We start from the raw sequence: 17,808 nt of genomic DNA on the forward strand, positions 1-17,808 counted from the left end.
GCCATGCAGCTGTCGGTCTGGACCTATGAAGGGCCCCCTCATATCGGGGCGATGCGGGTAGCGACCGGCATGGCAGACGTGCACTATCTGCTGCACGCGCCGCAGGGCGATACCTATGCGGACCTTCTGTTCACGATGATCGAACGGCGCGGCAAGCGTCCGCCGGTCACCTATACCACCTTTCAGGCGCGCGATCTGGGCAAGGACACGGCCGAGCTGTTCCAGTCCGCCGCGCGCGATGCGGTGGCGCGCTTCCAGCCCGCCGCCATGCTGGTCGGGGCCTCGTGCACCGCCGAACTGATCCAGGACGATCCTGCCGGAATGGCGCAGGCGATGCGCCTTGATATTCCCGTCATTCCACTCGAGCTGCCCAGCTATTCCCGCAAGGAGAACTGGGGAGCTTCGGAGACTTTCTATCAGATAGTCAGAGCTCTCGCGGTCGGGGATTCCTCCCGCCCCGCACCGTGCCAGGCAGGTTCTCCGCGTCCCAAAGCGAACCTGCTTGGGCCGAGCGCACTGGGTTTTCGCCACCGCGACGATATCGTCGAAGTGTCGAAGATACTCGCTGCGCTCGGCGTAGAGATCAACGTCACCGCGCCGCTGGGGGCGAGCGCGGCGGACATCGCCCGGATAGGGGAGGCCGATTTCAACATCGTGCTCTATCCGGAAATCGCCGATACGGCGGCGCGCTGGCTGGAGCGCCAGTTTCGCCAGCCGTTCACCAGGACCATCCCCATCGGCCATGGTGCGACGATCGACTTCATCCACGAGGTTGCAAGGCTTGCCAAGGTCGATCCCGCGCCGGCGCTCGACATGGCCGAGGCGCGGATGCCATGGTGGAGCCGCTCGGTCGATTCGACCTATCTCACCGGCAAGCGCGTCTTCATCTTCGGCGATGCAACGCATGCCATCGCTGCGGCCCGCGTCGCCCGCGACGAGCTCGGCTTCGTGGTCTGCGGCCTGGGCTGTTACAACCGCGAATTCGCGCGCGACCTGCGCGCGGCTGCGGCCGATCATGGCATCGAGCCGCTGATCACTGACGATCATCTCGAGGTCGAGGAAGCGATCGCCGCCGCGCATCCCGAGCTGGTACTGGGCACGCAGATGGAACGGCATATCGCCAAGCGGTTGTCGATCCCCTGCGCAGTCATCTCCGCGCCGGTGCACGTGCAGGATTTCCCTGCGCGGCACAGCCCGCAAATGGGCTTCGAAGGCGCGAACGTGCTGTTCGACAGCTGGGTGCACCCGCTGGTCATGGGGCTGGAAGAGCATCTGCTGACCATGTTCCGCGACGATTTCGAATTTCACGACGGGGCAGGGGCCAGCCATCTGCACGGCAGCGCGCCGAAAGCTGTTCCCCTCCCCGACCAGGGAGGGGCTAGGGGTGGGTGCGAGCCGCAAGGCGAGCCTGCAACCGCTGCTGCTGCCAACGCACCCCCAACCCTTCCACTGGCAGGAAGGGAAGCCATGGCAGGCCAACTCCTCGAACGCACGCTCTGGACCGCCGAGGCCGAGGCCGAGCTCAAGAAAATCCCGTTCTTCGTGCGCGGCAAGGCCCGCCGCAACACCGAGCGCTTCGCCGAGGAGCGGGGCCTTGCCACCATCTCCCTCGAAACCCTGTATGATGCAAAGGCGCATTATGCCCGGTAAAGCCAGCAAAGCACCGGCCCAGGGCCGCAATGCCGCGATCCGCGTGGTGTTCATCACGCTCGACAACCATCTGTCGGGTGCGGTCGACCGGGCGGAGGCGCTGCTGGTCCAGGACATGCCCGGCCTGTCGATCGGCTTTCATGCCGCTGCCGACTGGGGCCGCGATCCGGGCGCGCTCGATGCCGCGCGGGCCGACATTGCCCGCGCCGATATCGTCATCGCGACGATGCTGTTCCTCGAGGATCATGTCCGCGCGATCCTGCCCGCGCTCGAGGCGCGCCGCGAACAGTGCGATGCGATGCTGGGCCTCATGTCCGCAGGCGACATCGTCAAGCTGACCCGCATGGGCGGCTATCGCATGGATGCGCCCGCACGCGGTCCGCTGGCGCTGCTCAAGAAGCTGCGCGGCCAGAATGGAAAGGGTGCAAAGCCAGGCGGCAATTCGGGCGCGGGGCAGATGAAGATGCTGCGGCGTCTGCCCAAGATCCTGAAGTTCATTCCGGGCACCGCGCAGGACGTGCGCCATTATTTCCTGACGCTGCAATACTGGCTGGCGGGCAGCGACGACAATGTCGTCTCGATGATCCGCGGGCTGATCGACCGTTATGCCGCGGGCGAGCGCGCCGCGCTCAAGGGCACCACACCCGCTCAGGCCCCGCGCGACTATCCCGAGGTCGGCCTGTATCACCCCGGCCTGCCCGAGCGCATGACCGAAGAGGCGGCGCGCCTGCCGCGCAGCGTCGAGGCTCGGGGCACCGTCGGCGTGCTGCTGCTGCGCTCCTATCTGCTCGGCAAGGATGCCGGTCATTATGACGGCATGATCGCGGCGCTCGAGGCGCGCGGGCTCAATGTCGTTCCGGCCTTTGCCAGCGGTCTCGACGGACGCCCGGCGGTGGCGAAATATTTCGTCCGCGATGGCCGCCCGCAAGTCGACGCGGTGATCAACCTGACCGGCTTCTCGATGGTCGGCGGCCCGGCCTATAATGACGCGGCGGCAGCCGAAGAGGTGCTCGCCGGGCTCGACCTGCCCTATATCGCCGCGCACCCGATCGAGTTCCAGAGCCTCGAGCAATGGGGTTCGCGCCACCAGGGGCTGCTGCCGCTCGAAGCGACGATGATGGTCGCCATTCCCGAGCTCGACGGTGCGGTCATCCCGCATGTCTTCGGTGGACGGTCCGACGGATCTGGCGAGCCATGCCAGGGCTGCGCGCGCAAATGCGTGTTCACCGCGCCCGATGCGATGCGCGCGATGCAGAGCTGCCCCGAGCGCGCCGAGTCGCTGGCGGCCAAGGTCGAGGCTCTGGTCGCGCTGCGCCGGTCGGAGCGCGCGAAGCGCAAGCTCGCGATCGTCCTGTTCAATTTCCCGCCCAATGCCGGGGCGACGGGCAGCGCGGCGCATCTCGCCGTATTCGAATCGCTCCACGCCACGCTGCACCGGCTGGCGGCAGAGGGCTATGACTGCAACCCGCCCGCCACCGTCGATGGCCTGCGCGATGCGATCCTCAAGGGCAATGCCGACCGGTTCGGGTCGGACGCCAATGTCGCGGTGCGCATCTCGACCGACGATCATGTCTGCAACGAACCGCATCTGCGCGCGATCGAGAAGCAATGGGGCCCCGCGCCGGGCAAGATCCAGAGCGATGGCTGGTCGATCCATGTGCTCGGCAAGCAGTTCGGCAATGTGTTTGTTGGCGTCCAGCCCAGCTTCGGCTATGAGGGCGATCCGATGCGGCTGCTGTTCGATGGCGATTTCGCCCCGACGCACGCCTTTGCCGCCTTCTATCGCTGGATCCGCGAGGAATTCCGCGCCGATGCACTGCTGCATTACGGCACGCATGGCGCGCTCGAGTTCATGCCGGGCAAGCAGGCGGGGCTGTCGGGCGATTGCTGGCCCGACCGGCTGCTGGGCAACATCCCCAATTTCTACCTCTATGCCGCGAACAACCCGTCCGAGGCGATCATCGCCAAGCGGCGCTCGGGCGCGACGATCGTGTCGTACCTCACCCCGCCGCTCGCCCAGGCCGGGCTGTACAAGGGATTTTCGGACCTCAAGGCGTTGGTCGAACGCTGGCGCGCGCTCGCGGGCGAGGGTGTCGAACGCGCCGCGCTCGAGACCATGATCCGCGATGCGGCCAGTGCGCTCGACATCGACGGCAGCGATATCGCCGCGCTGGCGGGCAACCTCTACGAGCTCGAACGCGCGCTGATCCCGTTCGGCCTGCACGTGCTCGGCAGCCAGCCCGAAGGTGCGGAGCGCGAGGCATTTCTTGATGCGCTCACCGCGGCCGATGGGGGCGCTGGCCGCGCCGAGTTGGACGCGAAGCTCGCCGCCAATGACGAGCTCGGCGCGCTGATCCATGCGCTCGACGGCGGCTACGTCCGCCCCGCGCCGGGCGGCGACATATTGCACAACCCGCAAGTGCTTCCCACCGGACGCAACACGCACGGCTTCGATCCCTTCCGCATCCCCAGCGCCTTTGCCTGCGTCACCGGCGCGGCCCAGGCCGATGCGCTGCTCGCCCGACATGTCGAGGCGGGCGAGGCGCTGCCGGAGAGCATCGCGATGGTGCTATGGGGCACCGACAATCTCAAGTCCGAGGGCACGCAGGTCGCTCAGGCGCTGCACCTGATGGGCGCGCGCCCGCGCTTCGATACCTATGGACGGCTCGCTGGCGCCGAGCTGATCCCGCTTGGCGAGCTGGGCCGTCCGCGCATCGATGTCGTCGCGACGCTCTCGGGCGTGTTCCGCGACCTTCTGCCGCTGCAGACGCGGATGATTGCCGAAGCCGCCTGGCTCGCCTCTACCGCCGAAGAGCCCGAAGCCTTGAACTTCATCCGCAAGCATTCGCTTGCCCATGCCGCCAAGATGGGCTGCGACATGGAGACCGCAGCGCTCCGCGTCTTTTCGAACGCCGAGGGCGCGTACGGCGCGCAGGTCAACATGATGATCGACGGCGGTGCATGGGCCGATCCGGACGAGCTTGCCGAAGCGTTCGAGACGCACAAGGGCTATGCCTATGGCCGCTCGGGCGCGCCGATGAAGCAGCGCGAGCTGCTCGAAACCGCTCTGGCCTCGGTCGAGTTCACCTATCAGAATCTCGACTCGGTCGAACTCGGCGTCACCGATATCGATCAATATGTCGATGCGCTTGGCGGGGTCAGCCGTTCGGTGACGCGCGCGCGCGGCGGCAAGGCGGCACCGGTCTATATCGTCGATGCGACCGAAGGCGCGGCCAAGGTCCGCACGCTTGCCGAACAGATCGACCGCGAGACGCGCACCCGCATGCTCAACCCGAAATGGTACGAGGGCATGCTGCGCCACGGCTTCGAAGGCGTCCGCCAGATCGAGGGACATGTGACCACCACCATGGGCTGGTCGGCGACGACCGGCGAGGTCGCGCCCTGGGTCTTCCAGCAGATCAGCGAGACTTATGTGCTCGATGCAGAGATGCGCGCGCGGCTTGCCACGCTCAACCCCAAGGCTTCGGCCAGGGTGGCGGAGCGGCTGCTCGAGGCATGCGACCGCCGGCTTTGGGAACCGGATGCCGCAACCCTGGCGGCGCTCCGCGCCGCTGCGGACGATATCGAGGACAGGCTGGAAGGCCTGATTGCAGCAGAATGACGGGAGAGAGTTGATATGAGCCTTTTGGACCATGGCAGTGCGCCGCCAGCCTTTGGCGAAGGCAGCACCCAGGTCGCGCTCGACCCGCGCGACGAGATTACCGGGGCCAAGGTGTTCGCCATCTATGGCAAGGGGGGCATCGGCAAGTCGACCACCTCGTCGAACCTCTCGGCCGCGCTGTCGCTGCTCGGCAAGCGCGTTCTCCAGATCGGCTGCGATCCCAAGCATGACAGCACCTTCACGCTGACCAAGAAGCTGATGCCGACGGTGATCGACGTGCTCGAAACCGTCGATTTCCACCACGAGGAGCTGCGGCCCGAGGACTATATGTTCGAGGGCTTTAACGGCGTGATGTGCGTCGAGGCGGGCGGTCCGCCGGCGGGCACTGGCTGCGGCGGCTATGTCGTCGGCCAGACGGTCAAGCTGCTGAAACAGCACCATCTGCTCGAGGATACCGATGTCGTGATCTTCGACGTGCTGGGCGATGTAGTGTGCGGCGGCTTTGCCGCGCCGCTCCAGCATGCCGAGCGCGCGGTGGTCGTCGCCGCCAATGATTTCGACAGCATCTTCGCGATGAACCGCATCGTCGCGGCCATCAAGGCCAAGTCCAAGAATTACGAGGTCCGCATGGCGGGCGTCATCGCCAACCGCTCGGCGGCGACCGACGAGATCGACCGGTTCAACGAGGCGACGGGCTTGAAGCGCCTCGCGCATTTCCCCGATCTGGACGCGATACGCCGCAGCCGCCTCAAGAAATGCACGATCTTCGAGATGGATTCGACCCCCGAGATCGAGGCGGTGAAGAACGAATATCTGCGCCTCGCCGCGACGCTCTGGGCGGGCACCGATGCGCTCGACGCGATGCCGATGAAGGATCGCGACATCTTCGAATTTCTGGGCTTCGAGTGATGGCGAGCCAGCCATCCCCTTCCACCTATGACGCCTATCGCGGGCGGCTCGAGGATTATTTCGACCGCACCGCGCGGCAGAACTGGGTCGATCTGACGAGCGACACCAAGGTCAGCGGAATCCGCGCCACCGTGCGTGCGGGCCGCGACCGGATGCGCGCGATGCTGCTCGACTGGCTGCCCTATGACCTCAAGGGCAAGCGCATTCTCGATGCGGGCTGCGGCACCGGCGCGCTCGCCGTCGCCGCTGCGCAGCTCGGCGCAGAGGTGGTCGCGATCGATATTTCGCGCGGGCTGGTCGATGTCGCGCGCGAGCGGGCACCTTCGGGCCTGAGCATCGACTGGCGCGTGGGTGACATGCTCGATCCGGCGCTGGGCCATTTCGACCATGTCGTCGCGATGGACTCGCTCATCCACTATGAAACCGGCGATATCGTCGATGTGCTGGCGGCGCTGGCCGACCGCGCGCCATCGATCGCCTTCACTTTCGCACCGCGGACACCCTTGCTCGCGGCGATGCATGCTACCGGGAAGCTCTTTCCCAAATCCGATCGCGCACCCGCGATCGTCCCGGTGGCCGAAGCGAAGCTGCAGAGACTGCTTGCCCAGCGTCTCCCCAGTCATGGCATCGCCGCGAGCGAACGCATTGTCAGCGGCTTCTATACCAGCCACGCGATGCTGGTGGCGCGCGGATGAGCCTACAGGGCGCCTCGACCCGGTTCTTTGCCGGACTTGGAACGCAGTTCCTGCCGTTCGCCGACGCGGCGAGCGCGGAACTGCCGATGGGCCGTTTGCTGCGCCTGTCGCTGTTCCAGGTGACGGTGGGCGTGGCGACGGTGCTGCTCAACGGCACATTGAACCGCGTGATGATCGTGGAATTGGGAACGCCGGCCTGGCTGGTGGCGCTGATGATCGCGATCCCGCTGCTCGTTGCGCCCTTCCGCGCGCTGATCGGCCACAGGTCGGACTATCACAAGTCGATGCTCGGCTGGCGGCGGGTGCCCTATATCTGGTTCGGCTCGCTGCTGCAGTTCGGGGGCCTCGCGATCATGCCCTTCGCGCTGCTGCTGCTGTCGCGCGGCGACACCTTCACCATCGGGATGATCGCAGGCGCGCTCGCCTTCCTGTTGACGGGGCTCGGCATGCACACGACGCAGACCGCAGGCCTGGCGCTGGCGACCGATCTTGCGCCCGAGGATACCCGCCCGCGCGTCGTCGCGCTGATGTTCGTGATGCTGCTGGTCGGCATGATGGGCGCTGCCTTCGTGATGGGCTCGCTGCTCGCCGATTTCAGCGCCACGCGGCTGGTCGCGATCGTGCAGGGCGCAGCGATGTTCACAATGGCGCTCAACGTCATCGCGCTTTGGAAGCAGGAGGCGCGCGCGCCCTCGACCACCCGGCCCGAGCGCGAGACGCCGAAATTCTCGGTCGTCTGGCGCGAGTTCACCTCCGAGGCGCGCAATGCCCGGCTGCTGCTCGCCATCGGCTGCGGAACGGCGGCGTTCAGCATGCAGGACGTGCTGCTCGAGCCGTTCGGCGGCGAGGTGCTCGGCATGTCGGTGGGGGCGACCACCTCGCTGACCGGGCTCTGGGCATTCGGCATGCTGGCCGCCTTCGCCCTTGCCGCGCGGCGGCTGAGTGCAGGCGCCGACCCGCTGCGGCTCGCCGGTTTCGGTGCCGCCATCGGTATGCTCGCCTTCGCGATGATCCTCTTTGCGGCACCGCTCGAAGCAAGCTTTCTCGTCTTTTCGGGCGCGCTGACTATCGGTCTGGGTGCAGGCCTGTTCTCGGTTGGCACCTTGAGCGCGATCATGGCCATTGCCGGCAGCGGCAGGCACAAGGGATCGGGTCTCGCGCTCGGTGCCTGGGGCGCGGTGCAGGCGAGCGCTTCAGGGCTGGCGGTGGCGGCCGGCGGTCTGATCCGCGATGCCGTCTCCTCGCTCGCGCTCGCCGACCGCATCGGCGAGACCCTGGCCTATCGCGCCACCGGATACGGCACCGTCTATCTGATCGAAATCGTCCTGCTGCTCGTCACGATGGTCGTGCTTGGCCCGCTTGTCGGGGGCCAGCCGATCGATGAATCCGCCCCGCAACCGCGGTTCGGCCTCACCGAATTTCCGACATGAGGGTCTTGAAGAAGAGAGGTAAGCGCCATGTTTAACGGCAATATCGTGGGGAATATCGATGTCGCATCGATCGCCTTCTGGGCGTTCGTGCTGTTTTTCATCGGCCTGATCTACTATCTCAGGCGTGAGGATCGGCGCGAGGGCTTCCCGCTCGAGGACGACCTGACCGGGCGTTCGCTGGGCATGGGCGGGCCGCTGCTGCACGCTGCTCCCAAGACCTTCAAGCTGCCCTTCGGCCGCGGCACGGTCTCGACGCCGACCATCGGCAAGGAAAAGTTCGACATTGCCGGACGCCGCATGAGCCCGTTCCCCGGCGCGCCCTATGTGCCCACCGGCAACCCGCTGACCGACTGCATCGGCCCTGCCGCCTATGCCGAGCGCAGCCGCCTTCCCGATATCGACGCGTTCGGCAACAACCGCATCGTTCCGATGGCGCTCGAACCCAGCTTTTCGATCGCGCGCGGCGATCCCGATCCGCGCGGCATGACCGTGATCGGCGCCGATGGCGCGGTCGCGGGCACCGTGGCGGAAATCTGGGTCGACCGCTCGGAGCACCAGGTGCGCTATCTTGAGGTCGTCACCGCCGAGGGCGTGCATGCTCTTGCGCCGATGATGATGGCCAAGGTTCGCAAGTCCGCCCGTCAGATCGTCGTCGATGCGATCAACGCCGCGCAGTTTTCGGGCTGCCCGCAGGTCGAAACGCCCGGCCAGATCAGTCGCTACGAGGAAGACAAGATCTCGGGCTATTTCGGCGGCGGCTATCTCTACGCTAACCGCGCCCGGCAGGAGCCGCTGATATGATCACGGAATATGACGACGAGCCCGTCCGGGGCCTCCCCGGCGAGCTCCCGCAAGGGGAGACCCTGCTCTGGCAGGGCTCGCCCGACTGGCGGCTGCTGGCGCGCAGCGCGTTCTTCACCCGCATCGTCGGCCTGTACTTCGCCGCGCTGGTCGCGCTTGCCATCTACAATGGTAGCACCGGCGGGGTGATCGCAACCGCGATCGCCGGGGCGCTCGGGGTGGGGCTGCTGATGCTCTATGCCTGGGCGGTGGCGCGCACGACCGTGTATACGCTGACCAGCCGGCGCGTGGTGCTGCGCATCGGCGTCGCGCTCAACATGTGCATCAACCTGCCGCTCGCCAAGATCGGCGGCGCGAACCTGCGCCCGCTCGGCCCCACCGAGGGCGATCTGGCGCTGCAGCTGATCGGCCCGCACAATCTGGGCTATCTGGTGCTGTGGCCGCATGCGCGTCCTTGGAAGCTCGGTCATCCCGAACCCATGCTGCGCGCGCTGCCCGATGCGGCGGTGGTCGGCGAGCGCCTGGCGCGCGCCGTCGCGGCGATCGCGCCGGTCGACCGGGCGCAACAGGCCAATGTCGTAGCGGGCGATGGAGTCCCTGCGCATCTTCAGGGAGCCATCGCATGACCAGCGCATCGCACTGCCATAGCAACCATCATTCGCATGGCGGGCATGGCCACAGCCACGAGAATACCGTGCCCAAAGGCGCGCTGGTAATGGCGTGCGGGGTGGTGCTGTTCACGCTGGCGCTGACCGGAGCAACCCAGCTCGGCTGGATCGCGCCCTCGCCCTCGGCCAGCGACGTGCGCGCGGCCGAAGCGGCCACCGCCGTCAAGTCGCGGGTGCTGCGGTTTGCCGATGCGCAGAACGGCAAGGTCGTGGTGACCGATGCGGTCACCGGCCAGACCGTGCATGTCTATGGCGAAGAGGGCAGCGGCTTCATCCGTGGCGTGCTGCGCGGCATGGGCCGGGGCCGGCATGTGCGCGGCATTCCGATGGATGCGCCTTACGAGCTCAACCACTGGAGCGACGGATCGCTTTCGCTCACCGACACCGCGACCAACCGCGTGGTCGAACTGGGCGCTTTCGGTCCGACCAACCGTGCGACCTTCCAGGCGCTGCTGAAATGATGAACCTGCTGCGCCAGCCTTCCTTCGATACGCCCTGCCGCATCCAGGTGGAGCAGAGCGAGGCGCATTTCCACGCGCATGTCGAGCTGGACGGCGATGTGGCGATCCAGCCGGGCGACAAGGTGCGGGTGCATGGCGACCCGATCATTGTCGGATTTGGCGAGTCAATTTTGATCCAGCGCATGGCGACGGTCCATCCGGCGGGTCCATTGCTGCGCGCATGGACGAAGCTGACGGCGATGGGCGAACTCAAGGAACTGTACGAGGTCAGCTTCACCACCAGCCGGTGGTGAGCGCGGATGTTCAGACAAACAACGGGAGTGGTGCGATGAACATGCAGACGAGGGTGAAGGCAGCAGGCCGGGCAAATCTTCCCGATGCGCCCGACACCATGGCGCTGGCAACACAGGAAACCGTGTTGAGCCCCCGCTTCTACACCACCGATTTCGATGCATTGGACGCGATCGACGTCAGCCTGGTGCGCGCCGAATGGGACCAGCTGATGGCGGACATGGAGGGCGACCCCAACAAGGCGCATTTCCGCCGTTCCGAAAGCTTCGACGGTGTCATCGAATCGCTCGAACCGGCGCTGCGCCGCGAATTCATCGATTTCCTGGTGAGCTCGCTGACTTCGGAATTTTCGGGCTGCATCCTCTATGCCGAGATCGCCAAGCGGACGAAAAACCCCGACGTCAAGAAGCTGTTCAAGCTGCTCGCGCGCGACGAAAGCCGCCATGCCGGGTTCATCAACGAGGTGCTGAAGGATGCCGGCATCGGCATCGACCTGTCGTTCCTCACCAAGACCAAGAAATACACCTTCTTCAAGCCGAAGTTCATTTTCTACGCGGTCTATCTGTCCGAGAAGATCGGCTATGCGCGCTATATCGCGATCTACCGGCATCTGGCGCGCAACCCGGAAAACCGTTTCCACCCGATCTTCAACTGGTTCGAGCAATGGTGCAATGACGAGTTCCGCCATGGCGAGGCGTTCGCGATGCTCCTCCATGCGGACCCCAAGCTGCTCACCGGCCTGAACCGCTACTGGATCAAGTTCTTCATCCTCTCGGTCTATGCGACCATGTATGTGCGCGACCATAGCCGCCCGGTGTTCCACGCGGCATTGGGTGTCGATCCGACCGATTACGATTACCGCGTGTTCGACATCTGCACCGCGATCAGCCGCCAGGTCTTCCCGGTCGAGATCGATACCGACAACCCGGCACTGCGCGCGCAGATGGAAAAGCTGCGCCTGGCCTCGGACCGCATCGCGGCGGGCAAGGCGCGCGGCGGCCTGGGCGGGCTGATGCAGCGTGCGGGCGGCATGATCGGTGCAGGCACGGCGTTTGCGCGCATGTATTTCATGCCCGGCAAGAACAATGCGCTGCCCTCCACCATCCGCCTGCAGCCGGCCTGGTAGTCCATGAGTCTGCACGGCCATATCCTGCCTGCGTTCATCGTGCTGCTGGCCTGGTTCGGCAGCACGGGCGTGGTCGCTTGGCTCGCCAATCGCGGCAAGGCGACCTTTGCGCGGAGTCTATCCTGGGCGGGCTTTGCCGCTGGCATCTGCCTGTGCGTCATCGTTTGGGCAGCGCATGGCCATGGCGCGAGCGGTCCTTCGGCGCTCGACGCCTATATCAGCTTCGGCGCGGCGCTGGTCATCTGGGGCTGGCTCGAACTGACCTTTCTCACCGGCATCGTCGCCGGGCCCCGCCGCACCCCCAGCGATCCGCACGCGCGCGGCTGGCGGCGCTTTGCCGATGCGGCGGCGACATTGATCCATCACGAACTGGCGATCGCGGTGGTGATGGTGATGCTGGTCTCGCTCACCTGGAACAGCGCCAACCCGACCGGCGCGGTGATCTTCAGCCTGCTGTTCGCGCTGCGCCTTTCGGCCAAGCTCAATCTGTTCGTCGGCGTGCCGAACATGAGCGACGAGATCATGCCGGGACATCTGGAATATCTGAAGACCTATTTCGGCCCGCGCCGCCTGCACGGTGCGCTGGCCTTCAGCCTGGTCGCACTCGCGGCGCTGTCGCTCTGGCTGGGCGCGCGTGCGCTCGCCGCGCCCGATGACAGCTTTGCCGCGGTCAGCGCGACCCTGGTTTTCACGCTCGCGGCGCTTGGCGCGCTCGAGCATCTGTTTCTGGCGCTGCCGTTTCGCGACGGCGCGCTCTGGCGCTGGGCGCTGCCCGACGCGCGCAAGGGATAAGAAGGAGAGTGGTTATGGACTATGAGGGGTTTTTCCAGAGCGAAATCGATACGATCCGCGACGAGGGGCGGTATCGCATCTTCGCCGAGCTGGAACGCCATCGCGGCCGCTTTCCACACGCCACGCGCTATACCGATGAGGGGACCGACGAGGTCACCGTTTGGTGCTCGAACGACTATCTCGGCATGGGCCAGCATCCCGATGTGCTGAAGGCAATGCACGACACGCTCGACCAGTGCGGCGCGGGCGCAGGCGGCACGCGCAACATTTCGGGCACCAACCATCACCATGTGCTGCTCGAGGCCGAACTCGCCGATCTGCACGGCAAGGAATCGGCTTTGCTGTTCACCTCGGGCTATGTCTCGAACTGGGCAGCGCTCGGCACGCTCGCGGCCAAGCTCCCCAATTGCGTGGTGCTGTCCGACGCGGGCAACCATGCCTCGATGATCGAAGGCATCCGCCACAGCCGCGCCGAATGCCTCAAGTTCAAGCATAACGATCCGGAAGATCTCGACCGGCTGCTCGCGGGCGTCGCGCCGGGCCGGCCCAAGCTGGTCGCGTTCGAAAGCGTCTATTCGATGGATGGCGACATCGCCCCGATCGCCGAGATTCTCGACGTCTGCGAAAAGCACGGCGCGATGAGCTATATCGACGAGGTCCACGCGGTCGGCCTGTACGGCCCGCGCGGCGGCGGCATTGCCGAGCGCGAAGGCCTGATGGACCGGATCACCGTGATCGAAGGCACGCTCGGCAAGGCGTTCGGCGTGATGGGCGGCTATATCGCGGCCTCGGCGGCCTTGTGCGATTTCGTGCGCAGCTTTGCCAGCGGCTTCATCTTCACGACGGCGCTGCCGCCCGCGCTCGCCGCAGGGGCCACCGCCAGCATCCGCCACCTCAAGGCCAGCCAGATGGAGCGCGCGCGCCACCAGGAGCGCGTCGCCAAGGTGCGCAAGCGGCTGGACCTGATGGGCATTCCCCATCTCGACAATCCCAGCCACATCATCCCGGTGATGGTCGGCGATCCGCACAAGTGCAAGCGGATCAGCGACTGGCTGCTCGAAAATCACGGCATTTATGTGCAGCCGATCAACTATCCCACCGTGCCCAAGGGCACCGAGCGGCTGCGCATCACGCCCTCGCCGGTGCACTCGGACGGCGATTGCGACAAGCTGCTCCACGCGCTGAGCGACATCTGGTCGCAATGCGAGCTGGCGCGGCGGGCCGTGGCGGCCTGAACTCTACCGACGCATTCTCGTCATTCCCGCGAAAGCGGGAATCCCGCTTTTTCGTCTGACCTCGGAAGAGGAAGCGGGGCCCCCGCCTTCGCGGGGGTGACGATGAAGTAGCATGGTGCCCCCAACAAAAAAGGCCGCTCCTTGCGGAGCGGCCTTTCGTGTTTCGGCGCAAACCGTGATCGGGTCGATCAGGGCTGCTGCAGATAGGCGATGAGGTCGGCGCGCTTCTGCGCGTCGGGCAGACCTGCGAACACCATCTTGGTGCCCGGCACCACGCGGGCGGGCTTTTCCAGATACTGGAAGAGCTTTTCCGGGGTCCAGGTGATGCCGCTGTTCTTGTTGGCGGGCGAATAGTTGAAGCCTTCGACCGAACCGGCGGCACGGCCGACAATACCGGCGAGCGAGGGGCCGACGCGGTTCTGGCCGGCTTCCTTGACGTGGCAGGTCTTGCACTGAACGAAGACCTTCTCGCCTTCAGCGGCGTTGCCGGTGAAATCGGCGAGCTTCTTGCCGTCGAGCGTATCGGTATTGTCCGCAGCCGGAGCCTCGGCTGCAGCCGGAGTCGCGGCGGGGGTTTCGGCGCCAGCGTCAGCGGCCGGAGCGGCGGCTTCTTCTTCGGCCTTGGGGGTTTCGCTGCCGCCCGAGCAGGCGGCCAGCATAGCAACGCCGGCCAGGACGCCGGCATAGCGCAGTGCATTCATTCTGGACATGAACTCTCCTCTTGCTCGGCGACATTCGCCCTGAAGCAGCGGTCAATATAGACGAGCCGGACCCGTTGAAAAGTGGGGAAGGCTGCGGATGAACGCCAGATGAAGAAAAATGTTCATCGGAAATGGCATCCGGCGTGAAAATTTACGCGTTTTGGGCGCGACTGCGCCCGAGCGCCCTTGTCCAGCGCCCAGCCGCGCCATGGCGCTTACCTGAATCGGTGCACGATGCGTTGGAGGGCAATGGGGGCGCTCAAAGGAGACGAACGATGAGCAAGCTGATCCGCAATGCCCTGGCAGGCACGCTTCCGCTGGTGATTCTGGCGCTGCCCGCCCAGGCCGGAACGCCGCGCACCCTTCCGGCGCGCGATGGCGCCCATGCGCCGCCGATCCGGACCGAACCGGTGCAGGGCGTCTATAACCAGTCGTGGTACAATTATGTCGCCGATATCAACGAGGCGGACAAGGAACTCACCAGTGATCTCAAGCGCGCGACCGACCGCGAGGACCGTGCCGACGCCTGGGAGGAATATGAGGTCGAGCTGGCCGATGCCGACAAGGATTATGTCAAGGAAATGCGCCAGCGCGGCTACAAGGTCGGCCGCGTGACGGTGCTCGCCTATAACGATTGAGCAGACCCATGAGCTGTGGGTGGCGGCCCGTCTCCAGGCTCAGCGGAGACGGGCCGCCTTATGTTCGGCTATACCCAGAAACCGCGCCGAAACCATTTGGTGACGATGTATTTCGTGCCTTGGGTCACCGGATTGCCGCTGTGCAGCAGATAGGGATTGGGCCGACCGTCCAGGCCCATATTGTTCCAGATCAGCAGCATGCCCGTGCGCGGCAGCATCTTGAACGACAGTTGCGGGAACTCGGTTTCGCCCCCGCCCGCCGGCTCGTTGAGGAACACCATCGCCGTCCAGCTGCGCTGCCCGCCCTTGTTGCGTTCCTTCTGCCAATAGGGCTGGTCGGTGTGGAAATAGTCGTGATGGGCCTTGAACTGCTGGCCGACGGCATAACGCTGGCCCTGCAGCGTTTCGCCCCGCCGCGAATCAATTCCTGTCAGTCCGCAGATGCGATCGTCAATGCGCAGCACATCGGGGTGCCAGCGATCGAGATTGCAGCTGTAGCTGGTCCGAAAATCGTTCTGATCGGCGCCGGCCCCTGCGCGATACAGCTCGGAAGGGATCGCATCGGCATCGATCATGCGGATGAGCTCGGCGCATTCGCCGGGGGTCATGAAATCCTGATAGCAATAGATCTGCATCGGCACCTTCACATCGTCGAATGCGATGCGCTGCACGCGCGGATGGGCATCGAGCTTGTCGCCCACGTCGCGGCCGATCCTGGCCAGTTCGCGCCGATGCAGAAAGTCGCTGATCATGGCCGGGGGATGGCGCGCGCGCCCTGTGCCTGTCAACCCGGGCAGCCGTGAAAAGGAAAGACCCGCCGGATGGCTCCGGCGGGTCTTGCACAGGTCGCAGCATGCGCGTTGCTAGGCTTACCAGAAAAAATCGTTGATCACATCAACAACCTGCCCGGTATAGATGTCCACCAACAGGACATCGCCATAATAGCGGACCCAGCGATACTGGCCATAAGCCGGGGGAAGGCGATAGGCCCAGGGGTCGTTGATCCAGAAACTGCTGGCGAAAAACGGCGCGCCCAGCGTGAAGCCTATGCCCAGGCGGCGATAGTTCCAGCCGCGCACCGGCGGGTAGTAGCGCCCGACGTTGAAGAAGGCGCGGTTCTGGTTGCGCCAGCCATACCAGTCATAGCGCCGATCGTTGCGCCATCCGCGATCCCAGCCGCGTCCGCGACCGTCCCAGCCGCGCCGGTCCCAATCGCGACCGTTCCAGCCCCGATCGGCCCAGCCGCGCCGATCCCCGTCGCGACGGTCCCAGTCGCGGCGGTTGTCGCGATAATCGCGGCGGTCGTCGCGCCTGTCTGCACGGAAGTCGCGGCGATCATCCCGGCGGTCGCGGCGGAAATCTCGCAAGTCTCCGCGCTGGTCGCGGCGGAAATCCTGGCGATCGTCGCGCCGGTCGGCGCGGAATTCGGGCCTCGTCACGACGCCGTTGCGGAAATCCTGCCGGTCGGCGCGACGCTCCTGGCGGAAGTCGCGCAGATCACCGCGCTGTTCGCGGCGCAGATCCTGCCGGTCACCGCGGCGTTCCTGACGGAAATCCTGCCGGTCGGCACGGCGTTCCTGACGGAATTCGCGCGGCGTATCGATGCGCGCGGTGCCGATGGTGTTGCGATTCTGCCCGCGGAACTCGCGGCCGCCACCGCCGCGCTGGCCGCGAAACTCGCCCCCGCCCCGGCGTCCTTCGCGTTGCTGGGCCGCAGGCTCGAGCCCCGTTGCCATGGCGATACCGGGTGCGGACGCCTGGACCGCCAGGTCTGCGGCTTCGGCCCTGTTTGACGTCCACAGCAGAATGGCCAAAGCCAGCGCTGCAAGTCCTGCCGGCAGCCGGAGATGGCACGCTTGCGGGCGGGAACGGGCGAGGGGGGAGGGGGATGCTTCAAGGATTGGTGACATGACCAAAATCGACCTTTCGATAATGGCCTGGGCAATCGTGTCGGCAACCACGCGGCACAGGACTGTTGGTATTGCACAACCGATACAAAGCGCCGCCTGACCCTCAGCTTAACCAATATCGTATACTTTAGAGGCGTTTGTATAGCTATGCAGTCGAAATGAAGGAATTGCATTGCACGCTGAGTAATTCAAGCGTAGCTTGCAACTGCATGAGTTCGCAAGCGGTCCGCGTCCTGGCGCTGCTCACCGGCAAGCCCCGCCCTTTTCGTGAGGATGGCACGATGAGCGCCATTGCGCGCCAGCCGGCGACCGGCCCTGTCATGCTGGGCGAGCTGGGTTTCGAAGGCGATCAGGTGGCTGATCCGGTGCATCATGGTGGCCCGGACATGGCGATTCACCATTATCCGTTCGACCATTATGCCTATTGGCAGCAGAAGCTCGATTCGCACAAATTGCTGCAGAAGCCGGGTGCGTTCGGCGAGAACATCTCGACGCGCGGGCTCGTCGAAAGCGAGATGCGCATCGGCGATCGCTTTCGCCTGGGCCAGGCGCTGGTCGAATTGACCAAAGGCCGCCAGCCCTGCTGGAAGCTGGACCATCGCTTTGGCGTCTCGGGCAAGCAATCGGTCATGGCGGAAATCGTGCGCACTGCGCGTTGCGGTTTCTATTATCGTGTGCTTGAACCCGGGCTTGTCCAGGCAGGCGATGTCATGCGGCTGGTGGAGCCGGGGCCGTCGGCCTGGACCGTGGACCGCGTGTTCCGGCTGCTGGTCGGCGGGCAATACAAGGCAGAGCCAGAGGCCGTGCGCAAGCTCGCCGATCTGCCCCAGCTCGCCGCCGATTGGCGCGAGCGTGCGGCCGCGCTCGCCGATTGAAGGG

At 65.6% G+C, this 17,808-nt stretch carries 17 protein-coding genes; 14 read left to right on the forward strand and 3 right to left on the reverse strand.

What is annotated here, in order from left to right; genetic code table 11:
* Positions 1-3: 3 nt before the first annotated feature.
* From bchB to hemA, 12 genes are read left to right on the forward strand one after another with little or no spacing between them, the layout of a single operon-like run.
* On the forward strand, positions 4-1,650 hold the full coding sequence (bchB, locus tag AX725_RS01075; protein WP_060979779.1) for a ferredoxin:protochlorophyllide reductase (ATP-dependent) subunit B: 1,647 nt from the start codon (positions 4-6) through the stop codon (positions 1,648-1,650).
* The gene (locus AX725_RS01080; RefSeq protein WP_060979778.1) at positions 1,640-5,272 is read left to right on the forward strand and encodes a magnesium chelatase subunit H; all 3,633 of its coding nucleotides are present in this window, start codon (positions 1,640-1,642) and stop codon (positions 5,270-5,272) included. Before bchB ends, AX725_RS01080 begins: the two co-directional genes overlap by 11 nt.
* A gap of 15 nt (positions 5,273-5,287) precedes the next feature.
* Positions 5,288-6,181 carry a ferredoxin:protochlorophyllide reductase (ATP-dependent) iron-sulfur ATP-binding protein gene (bchL, locus tag AX725_RS01085; RefSeq protein WP_060979777.1) on the forward strand — a complete coding sequence of 298 codons (894 nt, stop codon included), beginning with the start codon at positions 5,288-5,290 and terminating at the stop codon, positions 6,179-6,181.
* Positions 6,181-6,876, forward strand: coding sequence for a magnesium protoporphyrin IX methyltransferase (bchM, locus tag AX725_RS01090; RefSeq protein ID WP_060979776.1), 696 nt, complete (start codon positions 6,181-6,183; stop codon positions 6,874-6,876). The genes bchL and bchM overlap by 1 nt, the downstream gene beginning before the upstream one ends.
* Positions 6,873-8,306, forward strand: coding sequence for a BCD family MFS transporter (locus tag AX725_RS01095; protein WP_060979775.1), 1,434 nt, complete (start codon positions 6,873-6,875; stop codon positions 8,304-8,306). Before bchM ends, AX725_RS01095 begins: the two co-directional genes overlap by 4 nt.
* Positions 8,307-8,333: 27 nt before the next feature.
* The gene (gene puhA, locus AX725_RS01100) at positions 8,334-9,107 is read left to right on the forward strand and encodes a photosynthetic reaction center subunit H (RefSeq protein ID WP_060979774.1); all 774 of its coding nucleotides are present in this window, start codon (positions 8,334-8,336) and stop codon (positions 9,105-9,107) included.
* Complete coding sequence (gene puhB, locus AX725_RS01105; RefSeq protein WP_060979773.1) at positions 9,104-9,733, forward strand: photosynthetic complex putative assembly protein PuhB; 630 nt, start codon at positions 9,104-9,106, stop codon at positions 9,731-9,733. Before puhA ends, puhB begins: the two co-directional genes overlap by 4 nt.
* Complete coding sequence (gene puhC, locus AX725_RS01110; RefSeq protein WP_066113905.1) at positions 9,730-10,236, forward strand: photosynthetic complex assembly protein PuhC; 507 nt, start codon at positions 9,730-9,732, stop codon at positions 10,234-10,236. The genes puhB and puhC overlap by 4 nt, the downstream gene beginning before the upstream one ends.
* Positions 10,233-10,529, forward strand: a complete 297-nt coding sequence (locus AX725_RS01115) for an O2-dependent cyclase accessory protein (RefSeq protein ID WP_208598079.1) — start codon at positions 10,233-10,235, stop codon at positions 10,527-10,529. Before puhC ends, AX725_RS01115 begins: the two co-directional genes overlap by 4 nt.
* A gap of 35 nt (positions 10,530-10,564) precedes the next feature.
* Positions 10,565-11,653 carry a magnesium-protoporphyrin IX monomethyl ester (oxidative) cyclase gene (gene acsF, locus AX725_RS01120; RefSeq protein ID WP_060979770.1) on the forward strand — a complete coding sequence of 363 codons (1,089 nt, stop codon included), beginning with the start codon at positions 10,565-10,567 and terminating at the stop codon, positions 11,651-11,653.
* Between the two features lie 3 nt (positions 11,654-11,656).
* On the forward strand, positions 11,657-12,445 hold the full coding sequence (gene puhE, locus AX725_RS01125; RefSeq protein WP_060979769.1) for a putative photosynthetic complex assembly protein PuhE: 789 nt from the start codon (positions 11,657-11,659) through the stop codon (positions 12,443-12,445).
* 14 nt (positions 12,446-12,459) lie between these two features.
* Positions 12,460-13,680, forward strand: a complete 1,221-nt coding sequence (gene hemA / locus AX725_RS01130; RefSeq protein WP_060979768.1) for a 5-aminolevulinate synthase — start codon at positions 12,460-12,462, stop codon at positions 13,678-13,680.
* A 188-nt stretch (positions 13,681-13,868) separates the two neighbouring features.
* Here the strand turns inward: hemA and AX725_RS01135 are convergent, their stop codons facing one another.
* Entirely contained in the window at positions 13,869-14,381 is a 513-nt protein-coding gene (locus tag AX725_RS01135; protein WP_060979767.1) for a c-type cytochrome, read from the reverse strand.
* Between the two features lie 275 nt (positions 14,382-14,656).
* Here AX725_RS01135 and AX725_RS01140 point away from each other — a divergent pair, with 275 nt between their 5' ends.
* Positions 14,657-15,019 (forward strand): hypothetical protein, encoded by a 363-nt coding sequence (locus tag AX725_RS01140; RefSeq protein ID WP_060979766.1) that lies wholly within the window; start codon positions 14,657-14,659, stop codon positions 15,017-15,019.
* Positions 15,020-15,087: 68 nt separating this feature from the next.
* On the opposite strand, the gene AX725_RS01145 is transcribed toward AX725_RS01140, so the two are convergent.
* Both AX725_RS01145 and AX725_RS01150 read right to left on the reverse strand, forming a co-directional pair.
* Positions 15,088-15,771, reverse strand: coding sequence for a 2OG-Fe(II) oxygenase (locus AX725_RS01145; RefSeq protein ID WP_060979765.1), 684 nt, complete (start codon positions 15,769-15,771; stop codon positions 15,088-15,090).
* Positions 15,772-15,888: 117 nt separating this feature from the next.
* Entirely contained in the window at positions 15,889-16,833 is a 945-nt protein-coding gene (locus AX725_RS01150; RefSeq protein ID WP_066044327.1) for an RcnB family protein, read from the reverse strand.
* Positions 16,834-17,138: 305 nt separating this feature from the next.
* On the opposite strand from AX725_RS01150, the gene AX725_RS01155 reads away from it, so the two are divergent.
* Positions 17,139-17,804 (forward strand): MOSC domain-containing protein, encoded by a 666-nt coding sequence (locus AX725_RS01155; protein ID WP_066119043.1) that lies wholly within the window; start codon positions 17,139-17,141, stop codon positions 17,802-17,804.
* The last annotated feature ends 4 nt before the right edge of the window (positions 17,805-17,808 follow it).

The organism is Blastomonas sp. CCH9-A1 (genome assembly GCF_001557175.1).
Taxonomy (GTDB): Bacteria; Pseudomonadota; Alphaproteobacteria; order Sphingomonadales; family Sphingomonadaceae; genus Blastomonas; species Blastomonas delafieldii_A.

Bases quoted from the DNA above. Each gene is read 5' to 3' on its own strand.
- bchB (WP_060979779.1), top strand. From the start codon at position 4: ATGCAGCTGTCGGTCTGGACCTATGAAGGGCCCCCTCATATCGGGGCG.
- AX725_RS01080 (WP_060979778.1), top strand. From the start codon at position 1,640: ATGCCCGGTAAAGCCAGCAAAGCACCGGCCCAGGGCCGCAATGCCGCG.
- bchL (WP_060979777.1), top strand. From the start codon at position 5,288: ATGAGCCTTTTGGACCATGGCAGTGCGCCGCCAGCCTTTGGCGAAGGC.
- bchM (WP_060979776.1), top strand. From the start codon at position 6,181: ATGGCGAGCCAGCCATCCCCTTCCACCTATGACGCCTATCGCGGGCGG.
- AX725_RS01095 (WP_060979775.1), top strand. From the start codon at position 6,873: ATGAGCCTACAGGGCGCCTCGACCCGGTTCTTTGCCGGACTTGGAACG.
- puhA (WP_060979774.1), top strand. From the start codon at position 8,334: ATGTTTAACGGCAATATCGTGGGGAATATCGATGTCGCATCGATCGCC.
- puhB (WP_060979773.1), top strand. From the start codon at position 9,104: ATGATCACGGAATATGACGACGAGCCCGTCCGGGGCCTCCCCGGCGAG.
- puhC (WP_066113905.1), top strand. From the start codon at position 9,730: ATGACCAGCGCATCGCACTGCCATAGCAACCATCATTCGCATGGCGGG.
- AX725_RS01115 (WP_208598079.1), top strand. From the start codon at position 10,233: ATGATGAACCTGCTGCGCCAGCCTTCCTTCGATACGCCCTGCCGCATC.
- acsF (WP_060979770.1), top strand. From the start codon at position 10,565: ATGAACATGCAGACGAGGGTGAAGGCAGCAGGCCGGGCAAATCTTCCC.
- puhE (WP_060979769.1), top strand. From the start codon at position 11,657: ATGAGTCTGCACGGCCATATCCTGCCTGCGTTCATCGTGCTGCTGGCC.
- hemA (WP_060979768.1), top strand. From the start codon at position 12,460: ATGGACTATGAGGGGTTTTTCCAGAGCGAAATCGATACGATCCGCGAC.
- AX725_RS01135 (WP_060979767.1), bottom strand. From the start codon at position 14,381: ATGAATGCACTGCGCTATGCCGGCGTCCTGGCCGGCGTTGCTATGCTG.
- AX725_RS01140 (WP_060979766.1), top strand. From the start codon at position 14,657: ATGAGCAAGCTGATCCGCAATGCCCTGGCAGGCACGCTTCCGCTGGTG.
- AX725_RS01145 (WP_060979765.1), bottom strand. From the start codon at position 15,771: ATGATCAGCGACTTTCTGCATCGGCGCGAACTGGCCAGGATCGGCCGC.
- AX725_RS01155 (WP_066119043.1), top strand. From the start codon at position 17,139: ATGAGTTCGCAAGCGGTCCGCGTCCTGGCGCTGCTCACCGGCAAGCCC.